Annotated in this window: 27 protein-coding genes; 17 read left to right on the top strand and 10 right to left on the bottom strand. The window is 66.7% G+C overall.

Annotated elements, in window-relative coordinates:
• Positions 1 to 10 precede the first annotated feature (10 nt).
• Positions 11 to 1,810, top strand: coding sequence for an AIPR family protein (locus H036_RS23110; protein WP_017935725.1), 1,800 nt, complete (start codon positions 11 to 13; stop codon positions 1,808 to 1,810).
• Positions 1,811 to 1,899: 89 nt separating this feature from the next.
• Positions 1,900 to 4,191, top strand: coding sequence for a hypothetical protein (locus tag H036_RS0115540; RefSeq protein ID WP_017935724.1), 2,292 nt, complete (start codon positions 1,900 to 1,902; stop codon positions 4,189 to 4,191).
• Positions 4,192 to 4,461: 270 nt separating this feature from the next.
• Here H036_RS0115540 and H036_RS0115535 read toward each other — a convergent pair whose 3' ends face one another.
• Complete coding sequence (locus H036_RS0115535; RefSeq protein WP_157417456.1) at positions 4,462 to 6,234, bottom strand: hypothetical protein; 1,773 nt, start codon at positions 6,232 to 6,234, stop codon at positions 4,462 to 4,464.
• Positions 6,235 to 6,582: 348 nt separating this feature from the next.
• A complete protein-coding gene (locus tag H036_RS25425; RefSeq protein ID WP_157417454.1) occupies positions 6,583 to 7,023 on the bottom strand; it encodes a hypothetical protein in 441 nt (146 codons plus the stop codon).
• 86 nt (positions 7,024 to 7,109) lie between these two features.
• On the opposite strand from H036_RS25425, the gene H036_RS0115530 reads away from it, so the two are divergent.
• Together H036_RS0115530 and H036_RS0115525 are read left to right on the top strand one after the other, a co-directional pair.
• Positions 7,110 to 8,339, top strand: coding sequence for a hypothetical protein (locus H036_RS0115530; RefSeq protein ID WP_157417452.1), 1,230 nt, complete (start codon positions 7,110 to 7,112; stop codon positions 8,337 to 8,339).
• A 226-nt stretch (positions 8,340 to 8,565) separates the two neighbouring features.
• Positions 8,566 to 8,754 (top strand): DUF4177 domain-containing protein, encoded by a 189-nt coding sequence (locus H036_RS0115525; protein WP_017935721.1) that lies wholly within the window; start codon positions 8,566 to 8,568, stop codon positions 8,752 to 8,754.
• A 472-nt stretch (positions 8,755 to 9,226) separates the two neighbouring features.
• Here the strand turns inward: H036_RS0115525 and H036_RS23105 are convergent, their stop codons facing one another.
• Positions 9,227 to 10,357 (bottom strand): hypothetical protein, encoded by a 1,131-nt coding sequence (locus H036_RS23105; RefSeq protein WP_157417450.1) that lies wholly within the window; start codon positions 10,355 to 10,357, stop codon positions 9,227 to 9,229.
• 276 nt (positions 10,358 to 10,633) lie between these two features.
• Between H036_RS23105 and H036_RS0115510 the strand changes: the two genes are divergently transcribed.
• Together H036_RS0115510 and H036_RS0115505 are read left to right on the top strand one after the other, a co-directional pair.
• Entirely contained in the window at positions 10,634 to 11,221 is a 588-nt protein-coding gene (locus H036_RS0115510) for a hypothetical protein (protein WP_017935718.1), read from the top strand.
• A 191-nt stretch (positions 11,222 to 11,412) separates the two neighbouring features.
• Entirely contained in the window at positions 11,413 to 12,666 is a 1,254-nt protein-coding gene (locus H036_RS0115505; RefSeq protein WP_017935717.1) for an IS256 family transposase, read from the top strand.
• Between the two features lie 412 nt (positions 12,667 to 13,078).
• Here the strand turns inward: H036_RS0115505 and H036_RS0115500 are convergent, their stop codons facing one another.
• The 5 genes from H036_RS0115500 to H036_RS23100 all read right to left on the bottom strand — a co-directional run bounded on the left by H036_RS0115500 (position 13,079) and on the right by H036_RS23100 (position 17,932).
• Positions 13,079 to 13,969, bottom strand: a complete 891-nt coding sequence (locus tag H036_RS0115500; RefSeq protein WP_017935716.1) for an NmrA family NAD(P)-binding protein — start codon at positions 13,967 to 13,969, stop codon at positions 13,079 to 13,081.
• 537 nt (positions 13,970 to 14,506) lie between these two features.
• The gene (locus tag H036_RS0115495; RefSeq protein WP_017935715.1) at positions 14,507 to 15,121 is read right to left on the bottom strand and encodes a hemerythrin domain-containing protein; all 615 of its coding nucleotides are present in this window, start codon (positions 15,119 to 15,121) and stop codon (positions 14,507 to 14,509) included.
• A gap of 32 nt (positions 15,122 to 15,153) precedes the next feature.
• A complete protein-coding gene (locus H036_RS0115490) occupies positions 15,154 to 16,023 on the bottom strand; it encodes an SDR family oxidoreductase (protein WP_026146087.1) in 870 nt (289 codons plus the stop codon).
• Positions 16,024 to 16,226: 203 nt separating this feature from the next.
• Positions 16,227 to 16,670, bottom strand: a complete 444-nt coding sequence (locus tag H036_RS0115485) for a MarR family winged helix-turn-helix transcriptional regulator (RefSeq protein WP_026146086.1) — start codon at positions 16,668 to 16,670, stop codon at positions 16,227 to 16,229.
• 308 nt (positions 16,671 to 16,978) lie between these two features.
• A complete protein-coding gene (locus tag H036_RS23100) occupies positions 16,979 to 17,932 on the bottom strand; it encodes a GGDEF domain-containing protein (protein WP_017935711.1) in 954 nt (317 codons plus the stop codon).
• Between the two features lie 271 nt (positions 17,933 to 18,203).
• Here H036_RS23100 and H036_RS25945 point away from each other — a divergent pair, with 271 nt between their 5' ends.
• Positions 18,204 to 18,665 carry a nitroreductase/quinone reductase family protein gene (locus H036_RS25945; RefSeq protein WP_017935709.1) on the top strand — a complete coding sequence of 154 codons (462 nt, stop codon included), beginning with the start codon at positions 18,204 to 18,206 and terminating at the stop codon, positions 18,663 to 18,665.
• 86 nt (positions 18,666 to 18,751) lie between these two features.
• Here H036_RS25945 and H036_RS0115460 read toward each other — a convergent pair whose 3' ends face one another.
• Complete coding sequence (locus H036_RS0115460) at positions 18,752 to 19,360, bottom strand: dihydrofolate reductase family protein (protein ID WP_232421885.1); 609 nt, start codon at positions 19,358 to 19,360, stop codon at positions 18,752 to 18,754.
• A 293-nt stretch (positions 19,361 to 19,653) separates the two neighbouring features.
• Between H036_RS0115460 and H036_RS23095 the strand changes: the two genes are divergently transcribed.
• From H036_RS23095 to H036_RS0115420, 8 genes are all read left to right on the top strand, one after another.
• A complete protein-coding gene (locus tag H036_RS23095; protein WP_017935707.1) occupies positions 19,654 to 20,997 on the top strand; it encodes a peptidoglycan-binding protein in 1,344 nt (447 codons plus the stop codon).
• Between the two features lie 49 nt (positions 20,998 to 21,046).
• Positions 21,047 to 21,508, top strand: a complete 462-nt coding sequence (locus H036_RS0115450; RefSeq protein WP_017935706.1) for an SRPBCC family protein — start codon at positions 21,047 to 21,049, stop codon at positions 21,506 to 21,508.
• A gap of 28 nt (positions 21,509 to 21,536) precedes the next feature.
• Complete coding sequence (locus H036_RS23090; protein ID WP_017935705.1) at positions 21,537 to 21,824, top strand: EthD family reductase; 288 nt, start codon at positions 21,537 to 21,539, stop codon at positions 21,822 to 21,824.
• Between the two features lie 20 nt (positions 21,825 to 21,844).
• Positions 21,845 to 22,711 carry an alpha/beta fold hydrolase gene (locus H036_RS0115440; protein WP_017935704.1) on the top strand — a complete coding sequence of 289 codons (867 nt, stop codon included), beginning with the start codon at positions 21,845 to 21,847 and terminating at the stop codon, positions 22,709 to 22,711.
• 225 nt (positions 22,712 to 22,936) lie between these two features.
• On the top strand, positions 22,937 to 23,380 hold the full coding sequence (locus tag H036_RS25760; RefSeq protein ID WP_017935703.1) for a TM2 domain-containing protein: 444 nt from the start codon (positions 22,937 to 22,939) through the stop codon (positions 23,378 to 23,380).
• A 161-nt stretch (positions 23,381 to 23,541) separates the two neighbouring features.
• The gene (locus H036_RS0115430) at positions 23,542 to 24,804 is read left to right on the top strand and encodes an EAL and HDOD domain-containing protein (RefSeq protein ID WP_017935702.1); all 1,263 of its coding nucleotides are present in this window, start codon (positions 23,542 to 23,544) and stop codon (positions 24,802 to 24,804) included.
• A 74-nt stretch (positions 24,805 to 24,878) separates the two neighbouring features.
• Entirely contained in the window at positions 24,879 to 25,115 is a 237-nt protein-coding gene (locus H036_RS24965; protein ID WP_036488683.1) for a DUF3099 domain-containing protein, read from the top strand.
• A gap of 130 nt (positions 25,116 to 25,245) precedes the next feature.
• Complete coding sequence (locus H036_RS0115420) at positions 25,246 to 25,551, top strand: hypothetical protein (RefSeq protein WP_157417446.1); 306 nt, start codon at positions 25,246 to 25,248, stop codon at positions 25,549 to 25,551.
• A 31-nt stretch (positions 25,552 to 25,582) separates the two neighbouring features.
• On the opposite strand, the gene H036_RS0115415 is transcribed toward H036_RS0115420, so the two are convergent.
• On the bottom strand, positions 25,583 to 25,807 hold the full coding sequence (locus H036_RS0115415; RefSeq protein ID WP_017935699.1) for a hypothetical protein: 225 nt from the start codon (positions 25,805 to 25,807) through the stop codon (positions 25,583 to 25,585).
• Positions 25,808 to 25,983: 176 nt separating this feature from the next.
• Here H036_RS0115415 and H036_RS0115410 point away from each other — a divergent pair, with 176 nt between their 5' ends.
• Complete coding sequence (locus H036_RS0115410; RefSeq protein ID WP_017935698.1) at positions 25,984 to 26,547, top strand: GrpB family protein; 564 nt, start codon at positions 25,984 to 25,986, stop codon at positions 26,545 to 26,547.
• Positions 26,548 to 26,668: 121 nt separating this feature from the next.
• Positions 26,669 to 26,965 carry a DUF4193 domain-containing protein gene (locus tag H036_RS0115405; RefSeq protein ID WP_017935697.1) on the top strand — a complete coding sequence of 99 codons (297 nt, stop codon included), beginning with the start codon at positions 26,669 to 26,671 and terminating at the stop codon, positions 26,963 to 26,965.
• Positions 26,966 to 26,984: the final 19 nt, after the last annotated feature.

Genomic DNA, 26,984 nt, shown 5'->3' with positions numbered 1-26,984 from the left:
AGGACAAGGCATGGCACAGCAGGACGGCTCGACGCAGGGGAACTCAGCCGAGAACGCGCCAGGATACGCAGCGTTCGAGAGTCGCGACGACTTGCAGGCTTACGGCGACAACGCACTGCTGCTCTTCGTCGCGCAGATGCGGCTCGGCTTCGACGACGTGGACACCTTCGCGTCGAACAGCCTGACCGACGGCAGCAACGACAAGAAGTGTGACCTCGTCGCTGTTTCGTCTGACAAGCAGCGCATCGTGCTAGCCCAGGGTTACATGACCTCGAAGACCGGCCCTGGGGAGGCACCCGCGAACAAGGCAAGCGACCTGAACACCGGCGTCAGTTGGCTGCTTGCCGGGGACCTCAACGGGCTTCCCGAAACCTTGCGCGGGGCAGCGGAGGAGGTCCGGGATGCGCTCGCCGGCGGTGAGATCCGCGAACTGCAGCTCTGGTACGTCCACAACCGCGAGGAGTCCAAGAACGTCGCCGACGAGTTGGTGCAGGCCGCAAGAACGGCGGACGGGATCATCAAGAGTAGCTTTCCAGACCTCGACATCGACGTGTCGGCGGTGGAGATCGGGCGGACCGCGCTAGAAGACGAGTACGCCCGGCTGCAGGCCCCCATCCTCGTCTCCGAGGAGTACACCTTCGAGGTGCCCGGTGGGTTCGAGATGACGGCGCAGGACTGGAGCGCGTTCTCGACCGCGGTGGGGGTCGCCGACCTGCGAGCCCTGTGGGCGGCTCACAAGACCAACCTGATGTCGCCCAACATCCGCGACTACTTGGGCGTGGTGAGGTCGAGCGGCAACATCAACTTCGGCATCAAAGAGACGGCGAAGGGCCAGCCGGACAATTTCGCGATCTTCAACAACGGCATCACGGTGCTTGTCAACGACTACGAGCACAAGGTCGACGACGCAGGAAGGCAGACTCTCCGCGTCGAGGGCGTGGGCATCGTCAACGGGGGCCAGACGACCGGGGCACTTGGCAGCCTGGACGCGACGGAGGCCGGGGCCACAGCGGGAGCGAGGGTGATGGCGCGCTTCGTAAAGTGCACCAACACGTCCGTCCTCGGTGACATCGTCAAGTACAACAACACCCAGAACAAGGTGGAGGCGACCGACTTCCGGAGCAAGGACGCTGTGCAGGACAGGCTGCGGAAGGAGTTCGAGTCGATCCCTGACGCCGACTACCGCGGAGGCCGACGCGGCGGCACCACTGACGCGATTCAGCGGGTGAAGACGCTTGTGCCGGACTCGTCCGTCGCGCAGTCTCTGGCCGCATTCCATGGTGAGCCGAACCTCGCCTATAACGAGACCCGAAGCATTTGGGACAACGACGCCGTGTACTCGCGCGTGTTCCGCGACACGGTCACTGCGCGCCATATCGTCTACGCCTATGGGCTGTTGAAGGCGATCGAGCAGGCGAAGTTGAAGATTCTCGCGATTCCGGAGGGCTCCCGGACGGAGGCGCAGAAGCGACATGCGGCCTTCTTCAGCGCCCGTGGATCGAACTACTTGCTTGTGGCGGCGCTCGGTGCGTGCATCGAGACGGTCCTAGGTGTGGCGGTCGCGGACCGCCACACCCTGCGCTTCAAGAAGAAGCTCTCGCCTGCCGAAGCGACCGCGGCTTGGCAGCCAGTCGTCGAGTTGGCTATGGCCTTTTCGTCGCAGTTGATGCCCGCGACGGATCGGGGGTTGAAGGCACAGGATCGAGTCAAGAAGGCGATTGAGGACTTCAGTTCCATGCTGGAAGCCGTAAGGTCCGCGAACCCCAGCCCGTTCGACTTACTTGCCGCGTCGACTGAGACGGGATCCTGACGGCGAGGGCGGCGCCACTCCCCAGACCGAGTCTGGCCAGACACCGGTCCTACGGGAATGGGTCTGCCCTCTGCTTGGATGACTGAACCATGACCTTGGACTACGACCTGCACAAGCTCGGCTGGCGAGCCTTCCAAGACTTGTGCGCCGTTGTCCTCCAACAAGTGCTCGGACAGACCTTCACCACATTCGCCGACTCCAACGACGTCGGCCAAGACGGCGCGTTCCACGGTGCCTGGCAGACACCGGCAGACACATCCGACACCGCCCTCGAGCCCCTCGTCGGCCCCGGAATGGCGGTCGTCGCCCAATGCAAGTTTTCCACACGCGCATCAGGAACGCTCACCCCGAGTGAGCTCACCAATGAGCTCGACAAGATTCAAGCCCTTTACGCACGCGGTCAATGCGACGGCTACCTCCTCCTGACCAACCTTGAGGTCACTGGCCGGACGAAGGCGTGGCTTATCGACGAAGTCCGAGCCCTCGGCCCGCAACATGTCCATGTACTACCCGGCGCCTGGATCTGCTCCCAGATCGAACGGAACTGGAACCTGCGACGCTACGTCCCGCGGGTCTACGGCCTCGGCGACCTCGGCCGCATCCTCGACGATCGACGCATCCGACAGGCACGCGCCCTCCTCACCGGACTCCAACGCGAACTCGCGACCTTTGTCCCCACCGACGCCTACCGGCAAGCAAGCGACGCCATCTCCGAGCATGGCTTCGTCCTCCTCCTCGGTGAACCAGCCAGCGGAAAGTCGACCATCGCCGCCACCCTGTGCATGACCGCTTTGGACCACTGGAACGCCAACGTCAAACGGGTCGACGGGCCCGACGAGCTCATCGCGAACTGGGACGCCGATGACCCCAGCCAGGTCTTCTGGGTCGACGACGCCTTCGGAAGCATTCGGCACGACCCCACGCTGACCGACGCCTGGACACGGCGGATGGACCAGGTCATGGCCGCCGTTTCCGATGGAGCACGCATCCTGCTCACCAGTCGCGACTACATTTACCGCGAAGCCAAGCCGCTGCTCAAGGAGTACGCCTACCCGCGTCTCCAAGAGCACAAGGTAGTCGTCGACGTCACCGACCTCAGCACCGATGAGAAGAGCCAGATCCTCTACAACCACCTCAAAGCGGGCGACCAGCCCGCAGCCGCCCTCGCCCTCTGGCGACCCACCCTGCCTGACATCGCGCGACTCGAACGTTTCCAGCCTGAGGTCGCCCGCCGGCTCTCCATGCGCGCCTTTACCCCTTCCGGCACTCTCACTGACGCACGCAGCCTGATCGAATTCTTCGAACACCCGCGCCGGTTCCTAGTCGACGTCCTCAACGGACTGACTGCAGCGCAAAAGGCAGCTCTCGCCACTGTCTACCTCACCGGCGACGAACTCCCAGCCCCGGTCACCCCCAGCCCTCAAGTCGAGGACGCCATCCATAGACTGGGCGCCACCACCGCTGAGGCCCTGGCCGCATTCACGGCGGTGCGCGACACTTTCCTCAGCCTCGACCATGACACTCACGGAAACTCAATCTGGCGCTTTCGGCACCCGACTATCCGCGAAGGATTCGCTGCCTACGTCGCCGAAGACATCTCAACCATGGCCGTCTACATCGACGGCATGACGGATGCCGAACTCGTACGCCAATTGGACTGCGGCGGCCCCGCCGCACCCGGCACCTTCGTCCACGTGCCGCCCGCGCTGTACGACCGCATAGTTCCCCGCGTCCCGCTTCCCGTGCGGCGCAAAGACGACTTCATGACACCGGCCGCGGCTTGGTTTCTGATTCGGCGATGCTCCGATGAGTTCCTCCGTGCATGGGCTCAGCACCACGACGCCTCCCTCGGTCCGCTCCTCTCATTCGGGATGTACCTGGACGCCTACTGGGAACCCAAGCTGCTCGGCAGGCTCGCAGGGGCGGCCGCCCTGCCCGAGCATCTGCGCGTCCGCGCCGCCAACCAGGTATCGGACTGCGCTCTCGATCTGGACTCCGGCTATGCGGATCCGTACGTCGTCGAGGTCTTCAACGCCGAGGAACGTCAGACGCTGCTAGACCGTCTCCGAGACGAGCTTGTCCCACGCCTGGAGTCTGCTATCGATGACTCCGCCGACGGATGGGACTCCACCACTGATCCGGAAGAACGTTATGCGCCGGCACGCCACGCGGTCGAGGCCCTCAAAGCGGCGTTTCCGACCGACCCTGATGTTCTAGCTGCGTGCGAGGAAGCCGAGCACCACATCGAGTTCAGCGTCCTGCGCAGCGACCGCGAATACGATCCGCCCGCGGGACGAGACTCCCTTGCCGCGCTGCTCCGGGAAACAAGCGACGAACGCGGGGGCCGCGATCCCTTCGAAGATGTGCACGACGGTCACTAAGCTGCGACGTATCCCCAGCAGGTGCTGACCGTCCCGGGTCGCGCCCGGACACGCCGAGCGCCGAAGAGTCCTCCCCGGCAACACATATCCGAACTTCTCGGTCGGCTAACGGGCACCGTGCCGGGAACTGGATTCCTGGTCCCGCGCGACTGCGGGCATTGCCGTGGGGCCGACATTCGCGTCGACGTTCTTGTCGATCCCCCGCCATGGGAGAGACCTCGATCTCTGATCCGGTTCGGGCCGGTTGGGAAACCGAGGTGGGGATCGGCGTTATTCAGCCCCCGTGTCATCGGTGGCCGCTCCCTCACGAAGCAGCCTGATCGCAGTGTTCAGCCACTCTGGCCAGGCCCTATCAACCCGAGTCGGAACCGGGGCTGGTTGACCGAGCTTGTGGGCGAGGAATTCTCGCATCGGCACGAGCGGCCGCTCGACGCTGGACTTCTCGGCGAGTAGGTCGAGGAAGCTATATCCATGTCGCTCGCACGCTCCCTCGACGGCGAGCAGATCTTCGAGCTCGAACACCTCTAGCGGCGCGCAGTCCGCGGCCTGCAATACGCCCGTTGCCCTCAAGCGAGCGTTCAGCATCGTGAACGTGATCGGGTTGCCGGCGAATCGTGATGCGACAACGACCACTGGGAAGAACCTCCGGGCGCCCAGTGGCGTCGTCGCACCGGTCAGTGCCTTCTCGTCGCGGCGGATGTTGTCGATTGTCGCCTCGGCTTGGCGCGCCTTGCGAATGACATGATCGAGATCCTGGGTCAGTGCCTCCTCAGAGACGCCGGCCGCAGTCTTCAGCTGAAACCCCCGGGCCGATACTTCTACGACGACCCACGCGGGACCGTACGCGAACGCGGCGTCCGCAACGCTGCTCTTCTTGCCATACGCACGCCGTATCGCGTCGTCTCGGTAGACCAGGCCGGGCCGTGCCAGGTCCTCTAATACCTCAAGCGTGTAGTGCTCGTAGGCGTGTTCGATCGACCCCGAGACACGACTGATCTCGGAGCTTGCCCCGCGCGCCTCGAGTACACGCCTGACGTCGTACAAGGGCCACGCGCCCGTCGATCTGTTGACGATCCAGGAAGGGCGCAGAACGGTCAGGTAGTTCTCCCACCTAACGACTGGAAACTGGTCGAACGTCTTCGTTGACCACAGCAGCCCTAGTTCGGACGCGTCCTCTCGCAATGCCTCGCGGAGGAATTCCGGGCTTGCTGCAATAAGGTCAAGCACGGCAGCCAGACGAGCTGGCTCCCATCTGAGCGGCTCGAAGTAGTCCAATGGGAGCGTGGGGTTGTCGTTGATCGCGCGCGCCCAAAGGACCGCACAAACCGTAATTAGGTCATCGAGCGGAACGGCGGTCGCATCTAGATAGGCGGCTTCGAAGTCGATCACGCGCGAGTGGTTGCCGAGTTCACGTGGGATCTCACGCAGGCACCTGTAGTACACAGCCCACGCCGTGCGCCAGTCGGCCGGGTTGTTAAACATCTGGTTCGCCACCATGTACTGCGCCATCCGTCCCCCGTCGACGTCGACGACGAGCTCGGGCTCGGTAAGGTCCTCGACGTCGTGTGAGAGGTGCGTTGGCACAGCGAGGACGGCTTTCGCAAGGGGTGAGACGTCGGCCTCGGAGGGCGGCGGGCCTTCTCTCCGGCAGTGCTCGAGCGCGATCTTCATCATTACGCTGAATGTCTGCGGGTTCAGCAGAACCCGCTTCGGCTGTCTCAAGAGAGCCAGGATCCGTGACCTGAGGACGCCACGGAAATGGACATCCACGAATTCCCGGTCCACGTCCTCGTGAGAAGTAGTCGGGCTTTCAAGCTTCGCCACCCACTGAGCGCACCAAGACAGCGCCAACTCCAACGACACCTTGCTGATCTGGAGGGCGATGGAGGCCATCGACAACTCGACCCCTGGCCCGAATATGTCCTCCGCCGTTAGGTACACGAGCCAGTGGTCGCTTGGATGGCCGGCCGCCTCGTCATGCTCGCGCCTGCCTAGCCGGTCCGCTTGCCTTTTCAGGTAGCGCTGACGTTTACGGGACGGCACGGTTGGCAGACTAGCCCGGCTCGAACGAGCGCCTCCCGCGGAAGCGGTACGCAGATGCAGTGACAGGCAAGGTCATCGATCCTTGCGGCGGCCCGCTGGCTATTGAGGACGCCGTCTCCTCGTGATGCGTCGGCCCGAACTTGATGCCGGAGCGGAGTCCGAGGGCACGTCGCGGGTTGACGAGCTTCTCAGCGACGAGCAGTGCCTGTCCTGGCGCTGCCCAATCCGATTGGGCGGGTGTGCGGAATACATGCACAAGTGGTCGTCGCACGAGACTGGGACATCGGACGGCAGCGCGGGCCGAACTGGTTCGTCCTCCGATCGCACTGAGGTGCGTCTAATCGCCGCTTACGGCGGCACGAGTCGATGGAGCCGTACTTTGAGAGCTCGGCGGTTGCCGCTTGGCCCGGTTACGTAGATGACGAACCGCTTGCGAACCGGTTGGATGACGGCCGCCACGAGTCCTTTGTCGACGGCCACGCTCTTCTCGATGACTGCGGCCTCGGGTGGGGAGAAGGTGACTTCAGCACCGACGGAGCAATGGTGCGTCAGCGCCAGGTCGATCCCTCCGACTGTCTCCTGGGTGATGGTTTTCCCCATGGGCCAACGGGATACGTCGATCACGGCCGGCCCGGCTGCGCTGTCGATCAGAACGCGGCCGCACACCTTCCACGGCGGTGCCGCTGACGACAACTGCGGCCCGGAGGCCCCGCAAGCGCTGAGTAGCGTTGAAGACCCGACGAGGACAGCCACGACCGGCCGCCGCAGCCCGGTCCGCTTTCCGCTCACGCCCTCAGTCTGCTCGTGATTGCAGAGGAGCGGCTTGTTTTCGGGTCTGCAGGTATGACGACATCGTCGAACCGAACCGGAAAGAGGTGACCCAAGGCAGCCTGTCGTCTCCACTGATCGGGATGTGCGTCACACCGCCGCCTGTCGGCGCCACCGATACAGCTGAAGAGGGCGGCGATCGGCGTCCCCGTCGACACCAGTTCGGCATACTCACACATGTGCCCGGGATCAATCAGCATCGTGCCATCGTCGATGCGGCTCTCAAGGCACTCGGCAAGGACTGGGATGCGTGGCCGGGCGTTCTCACAGCCTCTCGACTGGACCCGTCAACCCGATTGTCGGGCGTCCTTGTGCTGCTCGCGGCAGTGGAGACCTTCGCAGCCCGTCCACAGATCGTGACGATCGACCCCTCCGACGAGACCCTCGACTGGCTCGGTCGAGCACGCGAGCCCTGGGCAAGCGTGGCGCGGATGCGACTTCCTTGGACAACGACTACCGCCACCACGGCGGTCTGGGCGGTGACCAACCGCGGCCTTTATGACGATCGACGGATCGCAATCGCACTTCGCGGCGCCCGACAGATCTGCTCCGAGGGGAAGGCAGATGTCGGCCTACTCGACGCCCTTGCGGAGTGCATCGCGTATTTGCAGGCGATCGAGCGCACCGCACTCTGGGAGCCACAGCTAAGAGAGCTGCTCAGCCTCGCAACACGGGTCATCACATCAGCCACGCCGCCCGAGATCCTCGACCTCTCGATGCTGGTCGACGGGGACACATGGGTAGACCCGGCGCGAGAGGCAGCTCGCTCGTTGTCGGCCGAGGACATCGCTCCCCTCGTCCGCCTGCTCAGCGACCTCGGACCTCGACGGCCGCCGCGACGATGGCTACGCGACGTCGAGACCACGCTAGATCGACCGTCCGCGCGGCAGCTCCTGCACCGCTGGACCGAGCTGGCCAGCGCGGCGGACATCGTCCCCGAGTGGCCCGGCTCGATCACCGGCGATTGCCGCGGCACCCTCTTCGTCGGAAGCAACGCCGACATCGTTCGGGCAGCCGTCTGGGCCACCAGTGTCCTGCGAGACGAAAGTTGGCCTGTCGAGCACCTCGTCGTGCTGGCCACGCGCGGCGAGCTTCACAACGGTGCCCCGCAACTGCCCGAGCCGCTGGCTCTCAAGGTGGCAGCCGCGGCCGTCGACGCGCTCGCCGCCCGCGGCACCCTTGCCGACCGCATCGCCCTCATGGGGCTCCTGACCGCACTACGGCGCCGCGATCTCACGAGGAAGGTCACCAACGCGCTGGGCGGCTCTCCCACCTGAGCGCGTGCGCGAGCTGAGCCCCGTAGCAGAGCCGTCGAGCTACGGGTCCTCCCCTGCGCGGTATCGATATGCGGCATACCGCCGCGTACCGTCCGGGTCCGCGCCACACCCCCGCCTGTGGGGCACCTGTCTACCTGCCTTTACCAATCGCCAGACGGCGGCCACCGAGCTGAGAGATCCTCTTCCTCGGTGGCGCCTCCGCCATCAACGACGCGAAAGGGCTCCCATGGCCACGTACAAGGTCATCACTCAGAAGGACCGGTTTTTCTCGGGCAAGTTCAGCCCCGAGAAGCTTGAGGCGGCGATCAACTCCTACGCCGAGCAGGGCTGGCGCGTGGTGTCCATGGCGACTGCCTCCATCCCGGGCTTCGGTAACGCCCGCGAGGAGCTTGTCGTACTGATGGAACGCGCCTAGATGGATCAGCATGCTGGCGTCACGGGCCTTTGGCACGACGGTGTGTTCTTCACCGAGACCCCCTGCGACGAGTTCCGGAGCTCACCGGATCCGGTCTCTGTCGAGATTTCACGTCAAAACGCGGACCTCCGACAGGTCCGAAGCCGCTTGGCACAGGAGGTGACGAAGCGCGGCGGCAACGCCTTGGTCGGATTCGAATATGGCCAGCGCTCCCACTCGATCTGGCAGCAACTGTTTACGTTCAAGTGGGACACGGAGTCTTGGCACGGGCGCGGATACGTCGCCCGGCTCCAGTGAACGCTGCCCGATTGAAGCTCGACTGGTCCGCCGCAGCTGCGGCAACCACCGTGCGTGACTTCGCCGCCAGTCCGCGCGCTTCCCAGACGCCGAATCTTGAGCTACGGCCTACCGGATGGTGAAAGTATCGCGATCCGCTCTTCGGCGCCCAAGCGCCCTGTATGAACGTGGGCCGCTACTCCTGCAACGCCTCTGGGATAACCGAGGCTCGGCGCAGCTCACGAATGTACTGGTGCGGCAGCTCTTCGCCGAGGACCGCGCGGAGCCCCGTGCCGGCAAGCGGGTCAGGCGTGGCAGCGGCGACATCCCCGTCTGCTGGCGGCCCGCTGATCTTGTGCAACAGACCTCGGCTCGTGCTTGTCACGGCGTCGCCCAGATGAGAGGTGACCAGCTCCGTGTACGGCTTGCCGTACCAGGTCCACCACGGCGGGATCGGCGGCAGACCCATCCATCCCTGCCAGGCCTGGTTGAGCGAGAGCATCTTCTCGGTGTTGCGATCCACCATCAGTTCGCGGCCGTTCCAGATGTGGTCGCGTTTCACGACGGCCGTCGCCAGGAACGCCGGCAGCGCGTCTGCCAGTTCCACAAAGAGACGCTCCAGGGGGTCCTGCCATCGCTGTTCGCGAAACGGATCTGCCAGGAGATGCAGGCCTAGGTGCCAGACTTTCCGCGGTCGCGCCTCAGGTTTGCCACCGCTGAGAGAAAACGACGTCACCGGAACGGTCGCCCTACCGAATAGCCATTCATCCTCGCGCCAAGCCTCGATGAAGCCTTCATCTCCGCTTTCTTCGAACTTGCCCCGCAGAGGCTCATAGCTACCGAACCTCCGCGGCAAGGCCTCTGGCAGGTACCGGCGCGCCGCATGGAGAAAGGCACGCACCGCATCGTCTGTCACCGCGTCGCGCCAGCAGAACCAGTCCAAGTCCAGCGCCGCTACGCGGGTCTTGGGCTCGGGCTTCGCGACAGTACGGCCACCCTTGCGAGCCCACACTTCATCGGTCTGGCGGTCGTGGACTGCGCCGGCGCCCGCCGCAGCCAGACGATGAGCAAACCGAACCGCCGACGCAACATGGCCGTCAAGAACGCCTTCGACGTTGATCTCGTACAAGAGCGAAGCACCAAGGACGCGCTCATTCACTGCATGGGGTACATCTTCAGGCGCGAGCATCTCGGGGCCTGTCACCGTGAACGCGTGCCTACGTCGCGCGCCTTGCAGCACAACCACCTGACGCGCGCCCGCAGATCGCTCATCGACCGCCAGCCCGCTCGTCTCTGCGACCGCAGAGACAACGTCATCCAACGTCAACGGAGTGACAAGGTAAACGTCCAAGTCATACGACAAGCGCCTCGGTCCAATCCATCTCGGTCACGTCGCCCACAGCGGTCGCGCGTTGTCGAACACGCGACATCTATGTTGGCATCCCGGGGCCGGACTCGTCGCTTCGCGATCGGCGAAACGGTGCCGGGTGACAGTGCGTCGATCCGCCGCGAGTCCTTCTGGTCTCGCCCCCGCGGGCTTCTATCCCACATCGCCGTACGCGTTTGCACGGCACGGTCCCGGTGCGACCCGTACGGTTGCCACATGTCCGGAGATGGGGCGAGCGCCAAGGGCGACCTGATCCCTGATCCTGGTCACCTCGGACCACCGACCTCTTGGGACACCTACGGCCTCGGCGCCGCCGGCATCATCGTGCTCGTTCTCGGGTGGACGGCGAGTTCTTACCTGGGCGGTGTCGCTCGGGTCATTTGTCGAGTCGTAGCTGTGGTCGGCGGCCTTTACGGCGTCTACCTCATCCTCATCTGTGTCGGGATGACCGTGCTCGTTCGGGTTCTTGGCCACTGGGCTGATCGGATGCGGCGCGACGAGGCACGGGCCTCAGGCGAAGTGCTGTTGGAGTTACGGTTCGGACGCCCCGGAGACGAGCCGCCCGAATTCGAACTGACGGAACCGCTTACTGACGAGCTCAGCGGTGGCGGCGCGTGCGGCGAAAGCACCACCACCGGCGGCGCCGTCACCTGCTACCTCCACGGCCGGGAGCTGGATCATTTAGTGACCAGCGCGAGGGCGGTTGCCGCGCGCTACGGCCTACCCTCAAACGCCTATCTGTGGGTACCAAGTCAGGCACGGCGCGGGTATGGGACCAGGCTTCCCATCACGACTGCCTCCTGACCCCTGACTTCTGCTCCCCCCGGGCTGCCGGCGCCGGTCGACAGGCAAAGCAAGTGCGTCCATCCGCCGCAGTTGAGTCCACGGGCGTGGTGTACGACGGGCCTGACCTGAGCGTGGCGTCCTGACACAGCGACGGCCACCGCGTGATCCTTCAGAAGACCTGCGAAAGCACGACTGAAGGAGTCACCACGATGACCGTCGCCCCCAACTCTATTGACCTGCCCACGTTCATGGCCGAGCACCTCCAGCGTGCCGAGCCCGACCTGCTCCGGGCGATGCTGTCCACGTTCGTGCAGGCGTTGATGTCGGCCGAGGCCGACGCGATCTGCGGCGCTCCGTATGGCGAACGGTCGCCCGAGCGGACCAACTCCCGCAACGGCTACCGGACCCGTGACTTCGACACCCGCACCGGGACGATCGAGGTCGCGATCCCCAAGCTGCGTGAGGGGTCCTACTTCCCCGACTGGCTCCTCGAGCGATGCCGGCGCGCCGAGCGGGCGCTGGCCACGGTGGTCGCGACCTGCTACCTGCTCGGTGTCTCGACGCGGCGGATGGAGAAGCTCGTCGAGACCCTCGGGATCACCAGGTTGTCGAAGTCTCAGGTCTCGGTGATGGCCAAGGAGCTCGACGCCCACGTCGAGGACTTCCGCACCCGGCCCCTGGACGCCGGTCCGTACACGTTCGTGGCCGCGGACGCGTTGACGATGAAGGTCCGCGAGGGCGGCCGGGTGGTCGCCACCCACGTCCTGGTCGCGACCGGCGTCAACGCTGATGGGCACCGCGAGATCCTCGGTGTGGACATCTGCTCGGCCGAGTCCGAGGCCGGCTGGTTGACCCTGTTCCGGGGCCTGAACGCCCGCGGCCTGTCCGGGGTCAAGCTCGTCACCTCTGACGCCCACACCGGGCTCGTGGCTGCCCTGGGGGCCACCATGGGCGACGCGTCCTGGCAGCGTTGCAGGACCCACTACGCCGCGAACCTGATGGCGATCTGTCCCAAGCACGCCTGGGGCGGGGTGAAAGCGATGCTGCACTCGGTCTACGACCAGCCCGACGCCAAGGCCGTGCACGCCCAGTTCGACAAGCTCCTCGAGGCCGTGGCCGACAAGCTCCCCGAGGTCCACGACCACCTCGACGAGGCCCGCGCCGACATCCTCGCCTTCACCGCGTTCCCCAAGGAGATCTGGCGCCAGATCTGGTCCAACAACCCCAACGAGCGGCTCAACCGCGAGATCCGCCGCCGCACCGACGTCGTCGGGATCTTCCCTGACCGCAACTCAGCGATCCGGCTCATCGGTGCCGTGCTGGCCGAGCAACACGACGACTGGATCGAAGGCCGCCGCTACCTCGGACTCGACGTCCTGGCCCGCTCCCGCATGGCCCTGATCAACACCGACGAGACCACCACCGAGAAGGAGGACCTGACACACGCCGCACTCACTGCCTAGAGTGCAGCCACCGGATCACGCGGTGGCCCCTTCATCCACCACGACCCTGGACTCGACCCAGGTCGACGCGCTGGATTCTTGAGTCGCCACGCAGTGCCCTCCCGGACCCGTCCCAGCGGCTCGCCGCACGGTGCGGGTGGCTGCTGGTTCGAGCCGGGCCGGATCCGGGGAGCTCACTCCTCGGCGGGAGGTGTCGGCGTTCCCAATCATCGCTACCTGGATGTCGCTAAGAGCATGGCCGACGACCACGTCCATACTTCGCGAGCGCCGAGCAGGCAGGTGACGCGCACGCCGTGACCACACGCTTGCATCACCGGGGTTCCGCCTGACGTGGTCGCTGCGGGTCCAGGTCGCCGCGGCGGCCACGCGCCGGTGCACTTCCGCCCTGGGCACCACTCGTGCTCAACCTGGGTCAGAATCGCGGCAGCGACGTTCCCGCTGGCCGGAGGAACGCGGCCCGCGCCTCGCCCAGCCAGGCCTCCAGCGGCAGGGGCTCGTGGCCGGTCGCCTTCCGCACGCTTTCGGTGACCCCGTCCATGGCGTCGTTGTTGATCCACTCGTACAGCTCCAGGCGCCCGTTCACCTGCCACGACGAGAGGCCGCCCTCGCGCAGGACCGAGCGTGCGGCCTCCGCGGTGATGGGGGCGTACTCCACGGTCCGCGCGAACACGGTCGAGATCCGGTCGGCGACGTCGGCGAAGCTCAGCGCCTCCGGACCGGTGAGGACCACCACGTCGCCGTCATCGACATCGGCCTCACCCGTGAGGACCGCGGCCGCGACGTCCGCCACGTCCCGTGCGGCCACGAGGGCCACCCGGGCCGCACCCGCCGGAACGGGCAGCAGTCCCTCGTCCCGGATGGCGTCGGTTGATCCCAGCAGCTCCTCCATGAACAACGTCGGCGCCAGGTACACGACCGGCAGACCGGTGCGGCCCAGATGCGTGGCGATCAGGCGATGGTTCTGCATGAACCTCACGGCGCAGTCGGGGTCCTGGAACCCGTCGTACGCCATCTTCACGATGCGGGGTCGATGTCCCGCCGCGACCAGCGCGTCGATGAAGATGATCTCCATCTCCGCCTGCCCCTCGATCTCCGGGCTGATCAGGAAGACCTGGTCGAACTGCTGCAGCACCTCCGGCGCGGGCGGGTCGTCCAGGCCGCCGACGACGTACTCCACGCCGGGCGGCAGGTCCACGGCACCGCCATCCGTCCGGACGATGGCCGTCGCGGGCGCGGCCGCGTCGTCGAGGTTCTCAAGCAGCCGGTAACCGACGTTGCCGGTGGCGCCGGTCACGAGGATCACGGCCTGGCCTTGTCCACCTTCACGAGTCTAGGGGGCAAACCGCCCACGGGGGCGTCCCGTATTTGGGGACGTTCGGATCCCCGCAGGGTCGTTCGCCAGCGGCACGGCGACGCGGTCCTCGGGGTGGCGCGCGGCGGAGTGATGGCGAGAGTCGCGGTTGCCGGCGGCCACGGGAAGGCAGGCGCCTCGACGGCGGGGCACGTGTCAGGCCACCGGCGGAATCACGAGACGCGAGACCAGTTCGTCGAAGAGCTCGCAGAAGCCGTCCTCCGGCTCAACCCGCGCACGGCGACGCCACGGGTGGCGTAGGTGTCGGCCGCGTGCCTGCCGATGACGCCACCGGCTCCGGCGACCAAGACGGTTTCAGCCATCCGAGCCTGGTACGCGGACCGGACGCCTTGGTGCTCTACGTGCTGTGGCGGGCGGTCGCCACAGCGGCGTACCGACTGAACGGATCTCCCGCCGTCCGCTTAGTCCGTGGAGGTGCGCCTATCCGCCGCCCGTCGGACGTCGCCATCCGCCGAGACCCGGATCGGGTCAGCCGCGGATCTTGGCGGTTTCGCGGGTGAACTGGCGGCGTCCGATCAGGTTGTAGGCCAGCCGAGCGGGGGCCGGCACGACGTGGAGGAACCTCAATCTCTCTGCGTCATCGGCTTCCTCCGTGATGTGGCCGAGCATCACCAGACGTCGCTTGAGCGGGATCGCGTTCATACCGTGCTTACCGAGCGCATCCCACTCCTTCTGCGTCACCGTGACCGAGACGATCGGAAGCAGCTTGTGCTCCTCCTCAGCGAGGTGCGCGATCAGTGTCGGCATCATCGCTTCGACGAGATCCGCCATCCGCTCGCTCGCGGCGGCGTCCGCGCCCGCCGTCCACGCCGGTAACTCTGCGCCGATGGCAGCGACGGCATGGTCGACCTGTGCGTGTTGGGCGTCCATCCGGTCCATCAGCTCCGGGTCGAGAGGAGCTCGTTCGCGCAGCAAGGGGAAGAGCAGCTCGTCCTCGCCGGTGTGGTGCGTGTGCAGGAAGTCCAACATCTCCCGGGCGTGCGCGCCGACGACCTTGGATCGCGCACGGTCGTTCGCCGCGGAGCGGAACAGTCGGGAGAGCTGACCCAGCTCGCGCCGGAGGACGCGGTGGATCAGGACCATCTCATGAGTGTCTACGCCCGGTCCGGTGGCGCTCACCGTGACACCTGGGCCTGCCGGGCGACCTGGAGGGCTTCACGCGCCGTCGTCACTGGACGGCCGATGAGCTTGGCCAGGGCATCGCTGTCAGTGAACAGCTCGCCACGAGCAAGGCCGGCGTCGGCATCAGCGACAGCGGCGGCCATCTCGGCTGGCACCCCGGCGGAGGTCAGCGCGCTGGTGTAGTCAGCCACCGACATGTCTTGATAGGCGATCCGGGTGCCGAGGACGTCGCTGATCGTGGCGGCAAGCTCGGTCAGGGTGAACGGCGCGCCGCCGAGCTCGTACGTCGCTCCCAGGTGCTCATCGTCGCTCAGCGCCGCGACGGCGGCGGCCGCGAGGTCGCTCCGGCTGGCCGCGCTCACCCGACCGTCGCGCGCGCTGCCCAACAAGGCCTGATACTGAGTGATCACAGGAAGCTGGTCTGTGTAGTTCTCCAGGTACCACCCGTTGCGGAGGATGACGAAGGCCGAACCGCTGTCGCGCAAGTACTGCTCGGTGCGGCGATGCGCGTCGGCGAGCGCCATCCGCGCGGTCGAGGCGTTGAGGATGCTCGTGTACACGATCCGGGACACGCCCGCTCGGATGGCTGCGTCGATGGCGTTGCGGGCGTTGTCGAACCGCTCCCCGACGGTGGTCGTGGACACCAGCAGCAGTGCGTCGGCGCCCGCGAATGCGGCGTCGAGGGTGCTCGGGTCAGCGAAGTCGGCACGCCGAACCGTGACTCCGTTCTCTGCTAGACCCGTGAGCTTGTCGGTGTCGCGGCCGGTGGCCACGATCTGGGCCGCAGGCGTGCCGGCGTCGAGGAGCTGTTCCACGACAAGCCGTCCTAGGTGGCCGGATGCTCCGGTGATGACAGTGGACATGTTGGTTCCCTTCGTGGCGTGCATCGAGATGAAAGGGACGTGTCCACGCTGGCGACGCCGCAGACGCGGCGACCGTCGTACGACAAAAGGACATCGTCAGGATCATTGACCATAATGGTCAATGATCCTGAGCAATCAAGAGTGGCTGCCTGCGTTGCCTCAGATCCGGCTCACGCCATGGTGAGGGGCGGCCCGGCGCGGGCCTACCGCGCGTAGGGGTCGGTGATCTCGCGAAGTTGACCCAGGATCTCGCCCAGCAGCGTGAAGTTGCGCGCACCCAGGTGGGCCTTCCACTCCGAGAGGATCTCGTCGAGTGTGGCCATGGCTACCTTCACGGCCTGACGTCCACGTGGCTCGATCACGATCAACCGGGCGCGACCGTCCTTGGGGTCGGGGACCCGGCGGACATAGCCCAGACGTTCCAGCTGGTCGACCAGGACGCCTGCACTTTGCTTGCTCATCTGGGCTTCACCAGCAAGGTCTGTCAGGCGAGAACCATCCGGCGAGACCCGTTGAAACACCCGGCACTGAGCGAGCGTCCAGTCGCTGAAGCCGGCGTCCTGGAGGGCCCTGAAGATCCGGTCCTCGGTATATCGGTAGGGGATGAACATTGCCGTCCCCAGGTCAACTGGCCGCTTGTCATCCACGCCGATCTCACTCCATCACCCACGGGGCCCACGAGGTTTTGCAAGCGCAGGGACACCTACGATGCCGTGACGTCGAGCTCCCTGCGGAGTGACGTCCACCAGAATGCGATGATGCTAACCATGCGGCTCGTCGTTGACGGCGAGACCTTCGATGTTCGGGAGCGCCCGACCAACCTGGCTGCTACGACTGCGACTGGCTGAGCGGCCCCAACGTCGGCTATGGCTTCACGTGCTCGTTCCTTCTAGAAGGCCGCCCACCAAGGCAGCAGGTGAGCGCCGATAGCGGAAGCCCACGAGGCGTAGGCCGATCAGAGCGTCGAGAGGGATCTCGTCTTGCGGGCGGCCTTGGCCTCGTACATCAGTGCGTCGGCATCGGCCAGGGCGCGGGACACGCAGCCCTGGCCCGAGGTCGGGATGACCGGTGCGGCACCGACGGAGGCCGCGACGCCGGCGGCCTCCAGCGCATCGGCGTAGCGCCGGGCGATGACGTCCAGATCGGCTACCGGCACGTCGTCTACGTAGACGGCGAACTCGTCGCCGCCGAGCCGCGCGACCGAGTCGCCGCGACGGGTCGCCCCACGCAGCACGTTCCCCGCCGTACGCAGGAACGCATCACCGGCGTGGTGACCCTTGGTGTCGTTGATGGTTTTCAGCCCGTCGAGGTCGATCATCAACACCCCACCGTGCTCGCCCAGGGCAGCCACGCGCGCCTCAGCATCGGCGGTGACGATGTCCCAGCCGCGCCGGCTCAGCACGTCGGTCAGCACGTCGGTGTTCGCCGCGGCGTCCGCCATGACCGCGGAGTTCCGGTGGACCGCCGCGGCCCGAACCAGGCGCAGCTGGCGAGACAACAACGTGGACAGGAGACCGAGCAGATCGGAGTCGAGCTCGTCGGTCGACTGCATCGGCTCCGCGCCGACGCCGCACAGCGTGCCGAAGAGCGAGCCGTCGCCCTCCACGATCGGGAACCCGGCATAGGAGCGCACGTCCGCGACGGCCGGCAACGCGGCGTAGTCGGCATCGCGCTGTGAGTCGAGCACGATCCGTGACGCACCGCCCAGCATCCGGCGGCAGAACGTGTCCTCCCACGGCACCCGGTCACCGACCTGGAGCAGCACATCTCCGCTGACGTGCAGGTGCACCTGCTCGACCCCGTCGATGCGGCTCACTGACCAGTCAGTGAGGCAGCTGTGCGCCCGGAGGTAGTCGACGACGCTCTTCGCTGAGGCAGCGAAACCCTCGAGATCGGCGGTCGCGTCCATGGCCCGAAGACTAGCGATCCGAAGCACCGCGGCTGTGCACGGCCGCAGGATCTTTACCCGCCACCCTGCGGACGTCCGGCGTGCTTGGCGATGTTGGTCAGCGCTTCCTGAGTGGTCCGGTACAGGCTCGGGCCCACCTCGGCAGGCGCAGGATCGGCACCGGTGCCCCGGCAGGCGTGAACGGACTGCTGCTCACCGGCGGAGCCCTGGCGCAGCACCCGAGCGCGGAGTCCCCCTTCCCCGCGGGCGACCGCGCTGGTTGGATGCACATGTGGCTGCCGACTATGCGAGGCCGGGCTGGTTCACCCAGCGTGTGTTCAACCCTGCCGTCCGCTGGCTGACGAATCACGGAGTGAGCCTCAAGGGCAGCCGAGTACTCGAGGTGCGCGGGCGCAAGTCCGGAGAGCCCCGCCAGACGGCGGTCAACCTGCTGACTCTCGACGGCGCCACCTACCTCTACGCCCCGCGCGGGCTGACCGAGTGGGTCCGCAACGTGCGCGCCGCCGGCGGCGAGGCGGCCACGATCCTGGGGAAGCGCCGGGAGGAGTGGACGGCACTCGAGGTCACCGACCCCGAGGAGTACGTCGCGACCGCCCGGGCCTACCTCAAGGCGTGGGCGTGGGAGGTCGGCGCCTTCTTCCCGAAGGGGATCAGCGCCACGTCATCCGACGCCGACCTGCTCGCGCTCGCCAGCACCAAGCCCGCTTTCCGGCTGACGGCGCGGCACGTCTGAGCAGTCTGGAATAGCCGAAGGCGCCCCCGGGTCTCCGCAGGCGACAACGTCCTTGCTCTAGACCTGAGCCGGATTGTCACGGCGTATCAAGTGGCGGTCCGCACACGGTGGCGCACGTAGACCACTCCGTTGTTGAACCGTCGGTGGTCCAGCAGTTCAAGGTCCAGGCGGATGCCTTGGGGCAGGGCCGGTTTGCCGCTGCCCACGAGGACCGGGCACAGGAGCAGTACGCACTCGTCGACGAGCCCGTGCCGGAACGCCTCCGCCCCGATGGTCGCGCCGCCGATGCTCAGGTCCGAGCTGGACTCCTCCTTCAGCCGTCGAACCACGTCGGGCTCGAACCGCCGCTCGATTCTCGTCCGCGCCGTCGACGCCACTTCGAGCGTCGATGAGTACACGATCTTGTCGGCGTCGCGCCAGATCTCCGCATATTCGCGGACAACGGCCGGTTCGTTCGCAAGCCAGTCGTCGCTCTCCCAGATGCGCATCGTCTCGTACATACGACGGCCGTAGAGCGACGTGCCGATGTGCCGCTCATGCTCATTCCAGAACGCGTGCACCTCCTCGTCAGGCACCGACCAGTCGAAGGAGCCGGTCTCGTCCTCGAGGTAGCCGTCGAGCGAGGTGTTGGCGGCGTAGATCAACGTGCCCATGGGGTGCCTCCGGCCGGACGGGAACGACAGGCGCAGCGTCACAAGCGGCACCGTAGAAAGTATCGACGTGAATCACCGACCCTGCCACCCAAGGACGAGATCGACATCGACCTGGTCGCAGCGCAGACACCACCCACACGCTCGTGCCGCGATGAGTGCGTCCAACCGTCGCGGCGCGGCGGAGGGGCGTGGCCCGGCCCGCAACTCGCCATCTCCTCGGCCATAGGCTGCCCGCGGATCCGCGCCCAGGCGAGGGTGCTGGCTCCTAGGATCTCCCCCGACAGGTCGACCGCGAGCCTCGCCCGATCCCCCGGCACCGGACAGCAAGGACCAGCATGCGCAGCACCGCAGGCCAGACGACTACTCCTCCCCTTGCCGCCGTCGTTGCCGCAGCCTTCACCGTCATCGTCGCCATCGCGGCCCTGTTCGTCGTGCCCGCCCGTGCCGATATCGCGACCGCGATCGCGGGCCGTACGACCACCACGAGGATCGTCGACCCCTTCGCCCCCTACGAGAAGAAGACCCTTCGCTTCGGACAGACGAACACCGCGACCAAGGTCCTGAAGACCTACCTCAAGGTCACCCCGATCAACCGCCACTTCGGGCGGTCGACCCGTCGAGCGGTCAAGGCGTTCCAGAAGGCCCACCGACTTCCCCGGACCGGCCGGGTCGGCCGGCGTACGTGGGCAGCCCTGCGCGCGAGGTTCTCCTACACCGTCACCGTCACGAACGGATCGGGCCTGCCCCGACAGCTGTTCGCGCCGTACTTCCAGTCCTACCGCGGCACCGACCTCGCGGCGGCGACGGCGGCCTCCGGCGCCCGCTACGTGGACATCGCCTTCCTCGAGACCGCCGGATCGGGGTCCTGCACCCTGCAGTGGCGCGACGTCGGCGCGGCGACGCAGGGCGGCGTCTTCACCGCCGGCATCAAGCAGGTCCGCGCGAACGGCGGTGACGTGATCATGTCCTTCGGCGGAGCCGCGGCGTCAGCCAGGCTGAGCGAGCTCGCCGACTCCTGCACCAGCGTGAACGCGATCGCCACCGAGCTCGAGCGGGTCATCAGTCTCTACGACCTCAAGCGCATCGACTTCGACATCGAAGGCGCCGCCCTGGACGACCGCGCCGGTGTCGATCGACGCAACCAGGCCCTCGCCAAGGTCGCGGCCTGGGCCGCGGCGGCCCACCGTCCTCTCGACGTCCAGTACACGCTCCCGGTCGCCACCTACGGCCTGCTGGACAACAGCCTCTACCTGCTGCGGTCCGCGGTGGCCAACGGCGTCCTCGTCGGGATCGTGAACGTGATGACCTTCGACTACTACGACGGGACGCGACACGAGATGGCGCAGGACACCATCAGCGCCGCCACCGCCGTCCAGAAGCAGCTGAAGACCCTCTGGCCGGCGAAGACCGGCGCGCAGCTGTGGGCGATGGTCGGCGTCACCGAGATGCCTGGCATCGATGACTTCGGCCCCGGCGAGACCTTCAGCCTCGCCGACGCCGCGACCGTGCGGACGTGGGCGAGCGGCAAGCACCTCGGCAACCTGTCCTTCTGGGCGCTGCAGCGCGACAACGGCACCTGCGCCGGGAGCGTCGGAGCCGACGACTGCTCGGGGATCACCCAAGCGCCGTACGCCTTCACCAAGGCGTTCGCCGGGTTCACCAGCTCGTCCTCGTGGTGACGTGATCTACCGTGCACCTCAGAAACGTCAACCGCAGGTAGGAGACCTGATGTCGCAACGCATCTCGGTCGAGCGTCTGATCGACGGCACCCCCGCTGAGATCTACGCCGTCGTCACCGATCCCGCCGCCCATGTTCAGATCGACGGATCCGGCATGCTCGTGGCCACTCCTGAGGCGCCTCGGGTCTCTGCCGTGGGCGACACGTTCACGATGGAGATGGACAGGGCTCCGCTCGGTGATCTCCCGATGGGTCGGTACGCCGTGGTGAACACCATCACCGCTATCGAGCCCGACCGCCTCGTCGAGTGGGCCGTCGGGGGCGAGGGACGTACGCCGATCGGTCACGTCTACGGCTTCCTGATCGAGCCGGTCACCGACGGCACCACGCGCGTCACCTCCTACTGCGACTGGTCCGGGCTGCATCCCAAGCTCGTCGGCAAGATCAACTTCCCCGTCGTGCCTGCCGCGATGATGGAGCAGACCCTCGAGCGGTTGGCCCGCCTCATCTGATATCGACACCGAAGGGTGGCAACTGCCGATGTACCGACTGACAGTGGTCTACGACGAGCCGGCCGACAAAGAGGCCTTCGAACGCCGCTACACCGAGGAGCACATCCCCCTCGTCAAGGCCGTGCCCGGGCTGGGCAGCTTCCAGCTCAGTCACCCGCAGGGCGGCGCGCCGTACCTCGTCGCCGAGCTGTTCTGGCCCAGCGTGGACCTCTTCAAGGCCTCGGCCGCGACCCCCGAGATGGCCGAGACCAGCAAGCACGCGGAGGGCTGCGGCACGACGTTCACGGTCTACACGGGCGACGTCGCCGAAGTCTGAGCGAGCCGTAGGCTCGGTCCGTGTTCGATGACTTCGTCGTGGAGCGTATCGATCTCGGGGATGTCACCATCCGGGCGCGCTTCGGGGGCCAGGGCACTCCGGTCGTCCTCCTCCATGGCCACCCCCGCACACACACCACGTGGCACGAGGTTGCGTCGCGACTGGACGCCGAGCACGCCGTCGTCTGCCCCGATCTACGTGGGTACGGCGAATCGACCCTGCCTCCCGATGAGGCGGACCACTCCCAGTCCAGCAAGCGCGCCATGGCCGGCGACGTCGCACGTCTCATGACGCGTCTCGGCCACGACCGCTTCGCCGTTGCGGGACACGACCGGGGCGCCCTGGTCGCCTTCCGCACGGCGATGGACCACCCGCATCGCGTCTCGCACCTCGTCGTCATGGACGGGCTTCCCGTCATCGAGCACCTCGAACGGACCGATGCCCGGTTCGCCCGGGCATGGTGGCACTGGTGGTTCCTAGGGCAGGTCGACAAGCCGGCGGAACGGTTCATCAACGCCGACCCAGGTGCCTGGTACTCCACGCCGCCACCGGAGGCCATGGGTGCGGCCAACCACGCCGATGTCTGGGCCGCGCTGCGCAACCCGGGCGTCGTCCATGGGATGTGCGAGGACTACCGGGCGGGTCTGGGCATCGACCGCGACCACGATGAGGCCGACCGCCTGGCCAAACGACGTGTCCTCTGCCCCACGCTGCTTCTCGAGTCGGCCCGCGACGACCTGGACATCCAGGGCGACCCGGTCGCGATCTGGCAGCCGTGGCTCGAGCTGCCGATCCAGCACCGGGTGATCGACTCGGGCCACCACCAAGCGGAGGAGGCACCCGACGAGGTCGCCCGGGCGGTGTCGGAATTCCTTGCGAGGCCCTGATCGCAGAGCTGCTCTGCGACTTGGAATGTGTCTCGATCCGTGGCGGGATTGGTCGTGCCTTGTCCACCGCGACCACGGCAACGGCCGCCCCTCTGGACCGGTTCGGCAATCTGCCGAAACCACATCCGGCACGTTCCGCTGTGTGACATCTTCTTGGCAGTCAGCCGAATCTCATTCAGGCTGCGTTGCGCGGTCCGCGTTCGAACCATGTGGAGGGGCATTTCAATGGCAGAGATCATCGGCGTCGACGGCACCGAGCTACGCGTAGGAACCGATGACGGTGCCGTCATCGCCGTCCCCATCGGATTGATTCGGTTCGCGAATCCCACCATCGGCCAGCACGTCAATGTCTACCGCGACGGCAATAATTATGTCGTCACCCCTGCTATGCCTGCCGCCGCTGCGGTGACGGCGAGTGGCACGAAGACAGACTTCGGCACGGTCGTCGCGCCCGGCACATCTCCCAAGAGCCGCGGACTGGCCAGCATCCTCGGCTTCTTCCTCGGCGTTCTCGGCGTCCACCGGTTCTACTTGGGCAACATCGCGCTCGGCGTCTGCATGCTGCTGTTCGGTTGGTTGACGCTCTTCATCTGGCCCTTCGTCGACTGGCTCGTCGTCCTGTGCGGCGGCGCGAAAGACGGCCAGCGTCTACCGGTCAAGAACTGGTAGCACCGTGCTAGCGATCTGACCACCTGGCTGAAACGCAGCGGGCCCCGTCATTCCGCCGCGCAGGCGCGGAGAACATGCGACCCTTGCCGCGACGTACATGCGCGGCTGGCAGTTCGACCTGGCCGCTGAACCAACCTGGCCCGGGAAGAAATAGCCGCCTCATGACCGCTCTGCCGAAGGTGGTGAGTGACGTCGAGCAGCGGGGCGCCATGACGCCCCCCGCGGTCGCCGTCGGTCGTCAAGCGGTCGTCGACCGCGACGGCCACGTGATCGGCTACGAGCTCCTCTACCGACCGCTCCTGGACGGTGCTCCCCTCCCCTCCGGGGAGCAGATGACCGCCGACGTGGTTCTGGGCGCACTGACCATCGGGGTCGGCCAGCTGGTCGGCGACAAGATCGTCTTCTGCAACGCCGAGCGTGGCGTGCTCACCGGAGAGACCCCGGTCGCCCTCCCGTCGCACCGCACGGTCATCGAGGTTCTGGAGACCGTCGCCGTCGACGACGAGGTGGTCGCGGGCTGTGCGGCGCTGGTGGCGCGGGGCTACCAGCTCGCGCTCGACGACTTCGTCTGGATCGAGGGCGCAGAGCGGCTGCTCGAGCTCGCCTCCATCGTGAAGCTCGACGTCCGCGCCGGGACCCGTGAAGAGGTCGAGGCCTTGGCCCGCCGCTGCGCGCCGTACGGCGTCCGGCTGCTCGCCGAGAAGCTCGAGACCGACGACGAGGTCGCCTGGGCCCGGGCTGCGGGCTTCGATTACTTCCAGGGGTACGCGATCGAGCGACCGGAGGTGGTGCGCTCCTCGTCCCTGCCCTCGTCGGTTGCCGCCCACGTCGAGCTCGCCGCGACGATGTTGACCGAGGACATCGACTTCGACGACTTCGAGCGGCTGCTCCGTCGCGAGCCTGGGCTGGTGGTCCAGGTACTCCAGCTCGCCGCACTCGGCGCCGGCCACGGGCTGCGCCGTGAGCTGCAGACCCTGCGCGAGGCGCTCATGATGCTCGGCACTGTCCGCGTCAAGCAGTGGGTCGCCCTCACCCTGCTCTCCGGACGGCCGGGCACCAGCACCGACGCACTGGCCACAGCGCTCGTGCGTGCCCGCACCTGCGAGCTGCTCGCCCGGTCTCGAGGGCTCGGCGATCCGGCGTTCGCCTTCACCGCCGGGCTGCTCTCCGCCCTCGACCTGCTGCTCGGAATCCCCCTCGACGAGGTCGCGGCTTCCTTCGACCTGCCCGCTGCGGTGTCGGACGCGGCATTCCACAAGACCGGGCCGGTCGGGGCGATGGTCGCGGAGGTGACGGCGTACCAAGCCGATATCGCACGTGGCCGGACCACTCGGCGGGCACCGGACCTTGACGGCGCCGCGGCTGCCGCATTCGGCTGGGCGATGCCGTTCGTGAGCACCTTCGCCGACTCGCCCGCCGGCTGAGCCACATCGCTTCGCCGTGGTCGGATCTTCACTCCCTTCTTCCTCCTCCGGCATCCGTGCCATCGTGATCAGTGATGAGAAGAGACCGCCGGCCTTTCAACGTCACCGACGTACGGCGAGCGCAGAGCGAGCGCCTTCGCCGGCGTCGGCGCTGGTACGTCGCGCTGATGGGCACGTGCGTGGCACTGATCGTGCTGGCGTGGAACGTCGTTCGGCTGTGGTCGACGACTGCGGCCGTGGTGATGTCGGTCGTCGCCGCGGTACTCCCCCCGATTGCGGTCATCATCGCCAACTGGAGCGAGGACCACTGACGAACACCGCTGAAGTCGGCCTGGCGATCGCCCCGCCGCACGAGAGCAAGCGTGCTTCACCTGCATCGTCCGAGCCCCGCGCGATCAAGCCTCGTTAGTCAGCTGGACCGCCGAGTGGGAGACTTCCCGCATGCGCCACCTACCGGGACACTGGCGGACCGCGGCGGTGGGCCTGCCGGCCCTGTCGCTCGCGCTGTTCACCCTTGGTGCGATCACCTCGAACTGGATCTACACGCTCGCGAGCCTGCTCCTCAGCGCACCGTGCGGCATACCGCTGTGGATCCTCGCTCTCGGCCTGGCCATGCTCCCTTCGCCATTGCAAGGAGCGATGGTCATCCTGGCTCTGACGGCAGGCGCCTTCGGCAACGTCGTGATCGCACGCATCCTCTGCGATTCGGGGCGCAGCCTCTGTCATCGGCTGCGCGCAGCGGCCTAACCACCACGGCGCCCCTGCGTCCCGGGACCGGTTAGAGGATGGCGCCCCGGGGTGCGAGCTCGATGGAGGCGATGCCACGGGCGAAGAGCACGAGCAGCCGATCCCCGTGCTTGCAGCGAAGGACGTTCGCGTCAGATGCCAGCGCCAGGACAACGTGTTCGAAGGCCACGTCTTCATCGGAGGCTTCCGGGTCCTCGTACAGGACGTCGGTGTGGTCGCCGCTGGTGAACCGCACGCGGATCACGATGTCTGTCATGAAGGCACGTTAGCCGCGTCCGCGGTCATGTGCCACGGTCACCGATCGCGCTGGCGGCGCAGCGAGGCTCGCTCGATCAGCGTGTTGGACGTGGCCGTCTTCCAGGGCCGCCAGAGTGCGACGGCGATCGGTGAGGCGGGGCAGGGTCAGCGACCGGGTGGTGAACACTTGTCGGCGTGGTGGGAGAACGTGGATCGCGTCGGCCGGATGTCACAACTGTCGAACTCGTCGGTGGGATCGAGAAGCGCGACCTCATCCTGGCCGACCACGACCCGCGATGGCTCGAGGCGTACAGCGAGCACGAAGGACGCATCCGTACGGCGCTGGGCGTCGTGGCCGCCCAGATCGAGCACATCGGCTCGACTTCGGTGCCTGGACTCGCCGCGAAGCCGATCATCGACATCCTCGTGACCGTCGCGGACGCCACGGCGGAGGAGGACTACCTCGATCGACTGCTGGATGCTGGCTACGAACTCCGAGTCCGCGAGCCCGGTCACCGCCTGGTCCGCACTCCCGCCCGCGATGTCCACGTGCACATCGTGGAAGTCGGCGATCCTGCTGCTCGCGACTACCTGCTCTTCCGCGACCACCTGCGGGCAGACCCCGAGGACCGCGGTCTCTACGAGCGCACCAAGCGTGACCTGGTCGACCAGGACTGGGCAGACATGAATGCCTATGCGGAGGCGAAGACCGAGGTCATCGCCGTGATCATGAAGCACGCCCGAGGCTCGCTCTCCTAGCCCCACCGGCCCATGAGCAGGTGGCAGGCCGAGGCGACCGCGCTATTCGAGCTTGCCGAAATGAAGGCCGCAGCGCCGTACGGGGCTAACCTTCGCGCTCCGCCCCGAGAGGAAGCTTCACATGGCCACTGACTACGACGCATCCCGCAAGACCGAAGAGGAGCAGAAGGAGGAGAGCCTCGAGGCTCGTCGCCTGACCGCGGGTGAGCACGACAAGAACTCCGGCAAGGTCGACGAGGACGAGACCGAGCTGGCCGAGACGTATGAGCTTCCCGGCGCAGACCTGTCGCACGAGACCCTCGACATCGAGGTGACGCCGAAGCAGGCCAACGAGTTCACCTGCACGTCCTGCTTCCTCGTGCAGCACGTGTCGCGACGCGCCTCGGTCGGCCCCGACGTCTGCAACGACTGCGCCTGAACGATCGGCGAAACCGCCG

This window comes from Nocardioides sp. Iso805N, assembly GCF_000364605.1.
Classification (GTDB): domain Bacteria; phylum Actinomycetota; class Actinomycetes; order Propionibacteriales; family Nocardioidaceae; genus Nocardioides.
The sequence above is the reverse complement of the archived record's forward strand: the minus strand, read 5'-3'. Positions and strand labels throughout refer to the sequence as shown.

Excerpts from the sequence above, each read along its gene's own strand:
- H036_RS23095 (WP_017935707.1), top strand. The coding sequence starts at position 19,654 with ATGCGCAGCACCGCAGGCCAGACGACTACTCCTCCCCTTGCCGCCGTC.
- H036_RS23090 (WP_017935705.1), top strand. The coding sequence starts at position 21,537 with ATGTACCGACTGACAGTGGTCTACGACGAGCCGGCCGACAAAGAGGCC.
- H036_RS0115430 (WP_017935702.1), top strand. The coding sequence starts at position 23,542 with ATGACCGCTCTGCCGAAGGTGGTGAGTGACGTCGAGCAGCGGGGCGCC.
- H036_RS0115505 (WP_017935717.1), top strand. The coding sequence starts at position 11,413 with ATGACCGTCGCCCCCAACTCTATTGACCTGCCCACGTTCATGGCCGAG.
- H036_RS23100 (WP_017935711.1), bottom strand. The coding sequence starts at position 17,932 with ATGGACGCGACCGCCGATCTCGAGGGTTTCGCTGCCTCAGCGAAGAGC.
- H036_RS0115510 (WP_017935718.1), top strand. The coding sequence starts at position 10,634 with ATGTCCGGAGATGGGGCGAGCGCCAAGGGCGACCTGATCCCTGATCCT.
- H036_RS0115415 (WP_017935699.1), bottom strand. The coding sequence starts at position 25,807 with ATGACAGACATCGTGATCCGCGTGCGGTTCACCAGCGGCGACCACACC.
- H036_RS23110 (WP_017935725.1), top strand. The coding sequence starts at position 11 with ATGGCACAGCAGGACGGCTCGACGCAGGGGAACTCAGCCGAGAACGCG.
- H036_RS0115525 (WP_017935721.1), top strand. The coding sequence starts at position 8,566 with ATGGCCACGTACAAGGTCATCACTCAGAAGGACCGGTTTTTCTCGGGC.
- H036_RS0115490 (WP_026146087.1), bottom strand. The coding sequence starts at position 16,023 with ATGTCCACTGTCATCACCGGAGCATCCGGCCACCTAGGACGGCTTGTC.
- H036_RS0115420 (WP_157417446.1), top strand. The coding sequence starts at position 25,246 with ATGCGCCACCTACCGGGACACTGGCGGACCGCGGCGGTGGGCCTGCCG.
- H036_RS25760 (WP_017935703.1), top strand. The coding sequence starts at position 22,937 with ATGGCAGAGATCATCGGCGTCGACGGCACCGAGCTACGCGTAGGAACC.
- H036_RS0115495 (WP_017935715.1), bottom strand. The coding sequence starts at position 15,121 with ATGGTCCTGATCCACCGCGTCCTCCGGCGCGAGCTGGGTCAGCTCTCC.
- H036_RS0115450 (WP_017935706.1), top strand. The coding sequence starts at position 21,047 with ATGTCGCAACGCATCTCGGTCGAGCGTCTGATCGACGGCACCCCCGCT.
- H036_RS0115540 (WP_017935724.1), top strand. The coding sequence starts at position 1,900 with ATGACCTTGGACTACGACCTGCACAAGCTCGGCTGGCGAGCCTTCCAA.
- H036_RS24965 (WP_036488683.1), top strand. The coding sequence starts at position 24,879 with ATGAGAAGAGACCGCCGGCCTTTCAACGTCACCGACGTACGGCGAGCG.
- H036_RS0115405 (WP_017935697.1), top strand. The coding sequence starts at position 26,669 with ATGGCCACTGACTACGACGCATCCCGCAAGACCGAAGAGGAGCAGAAG.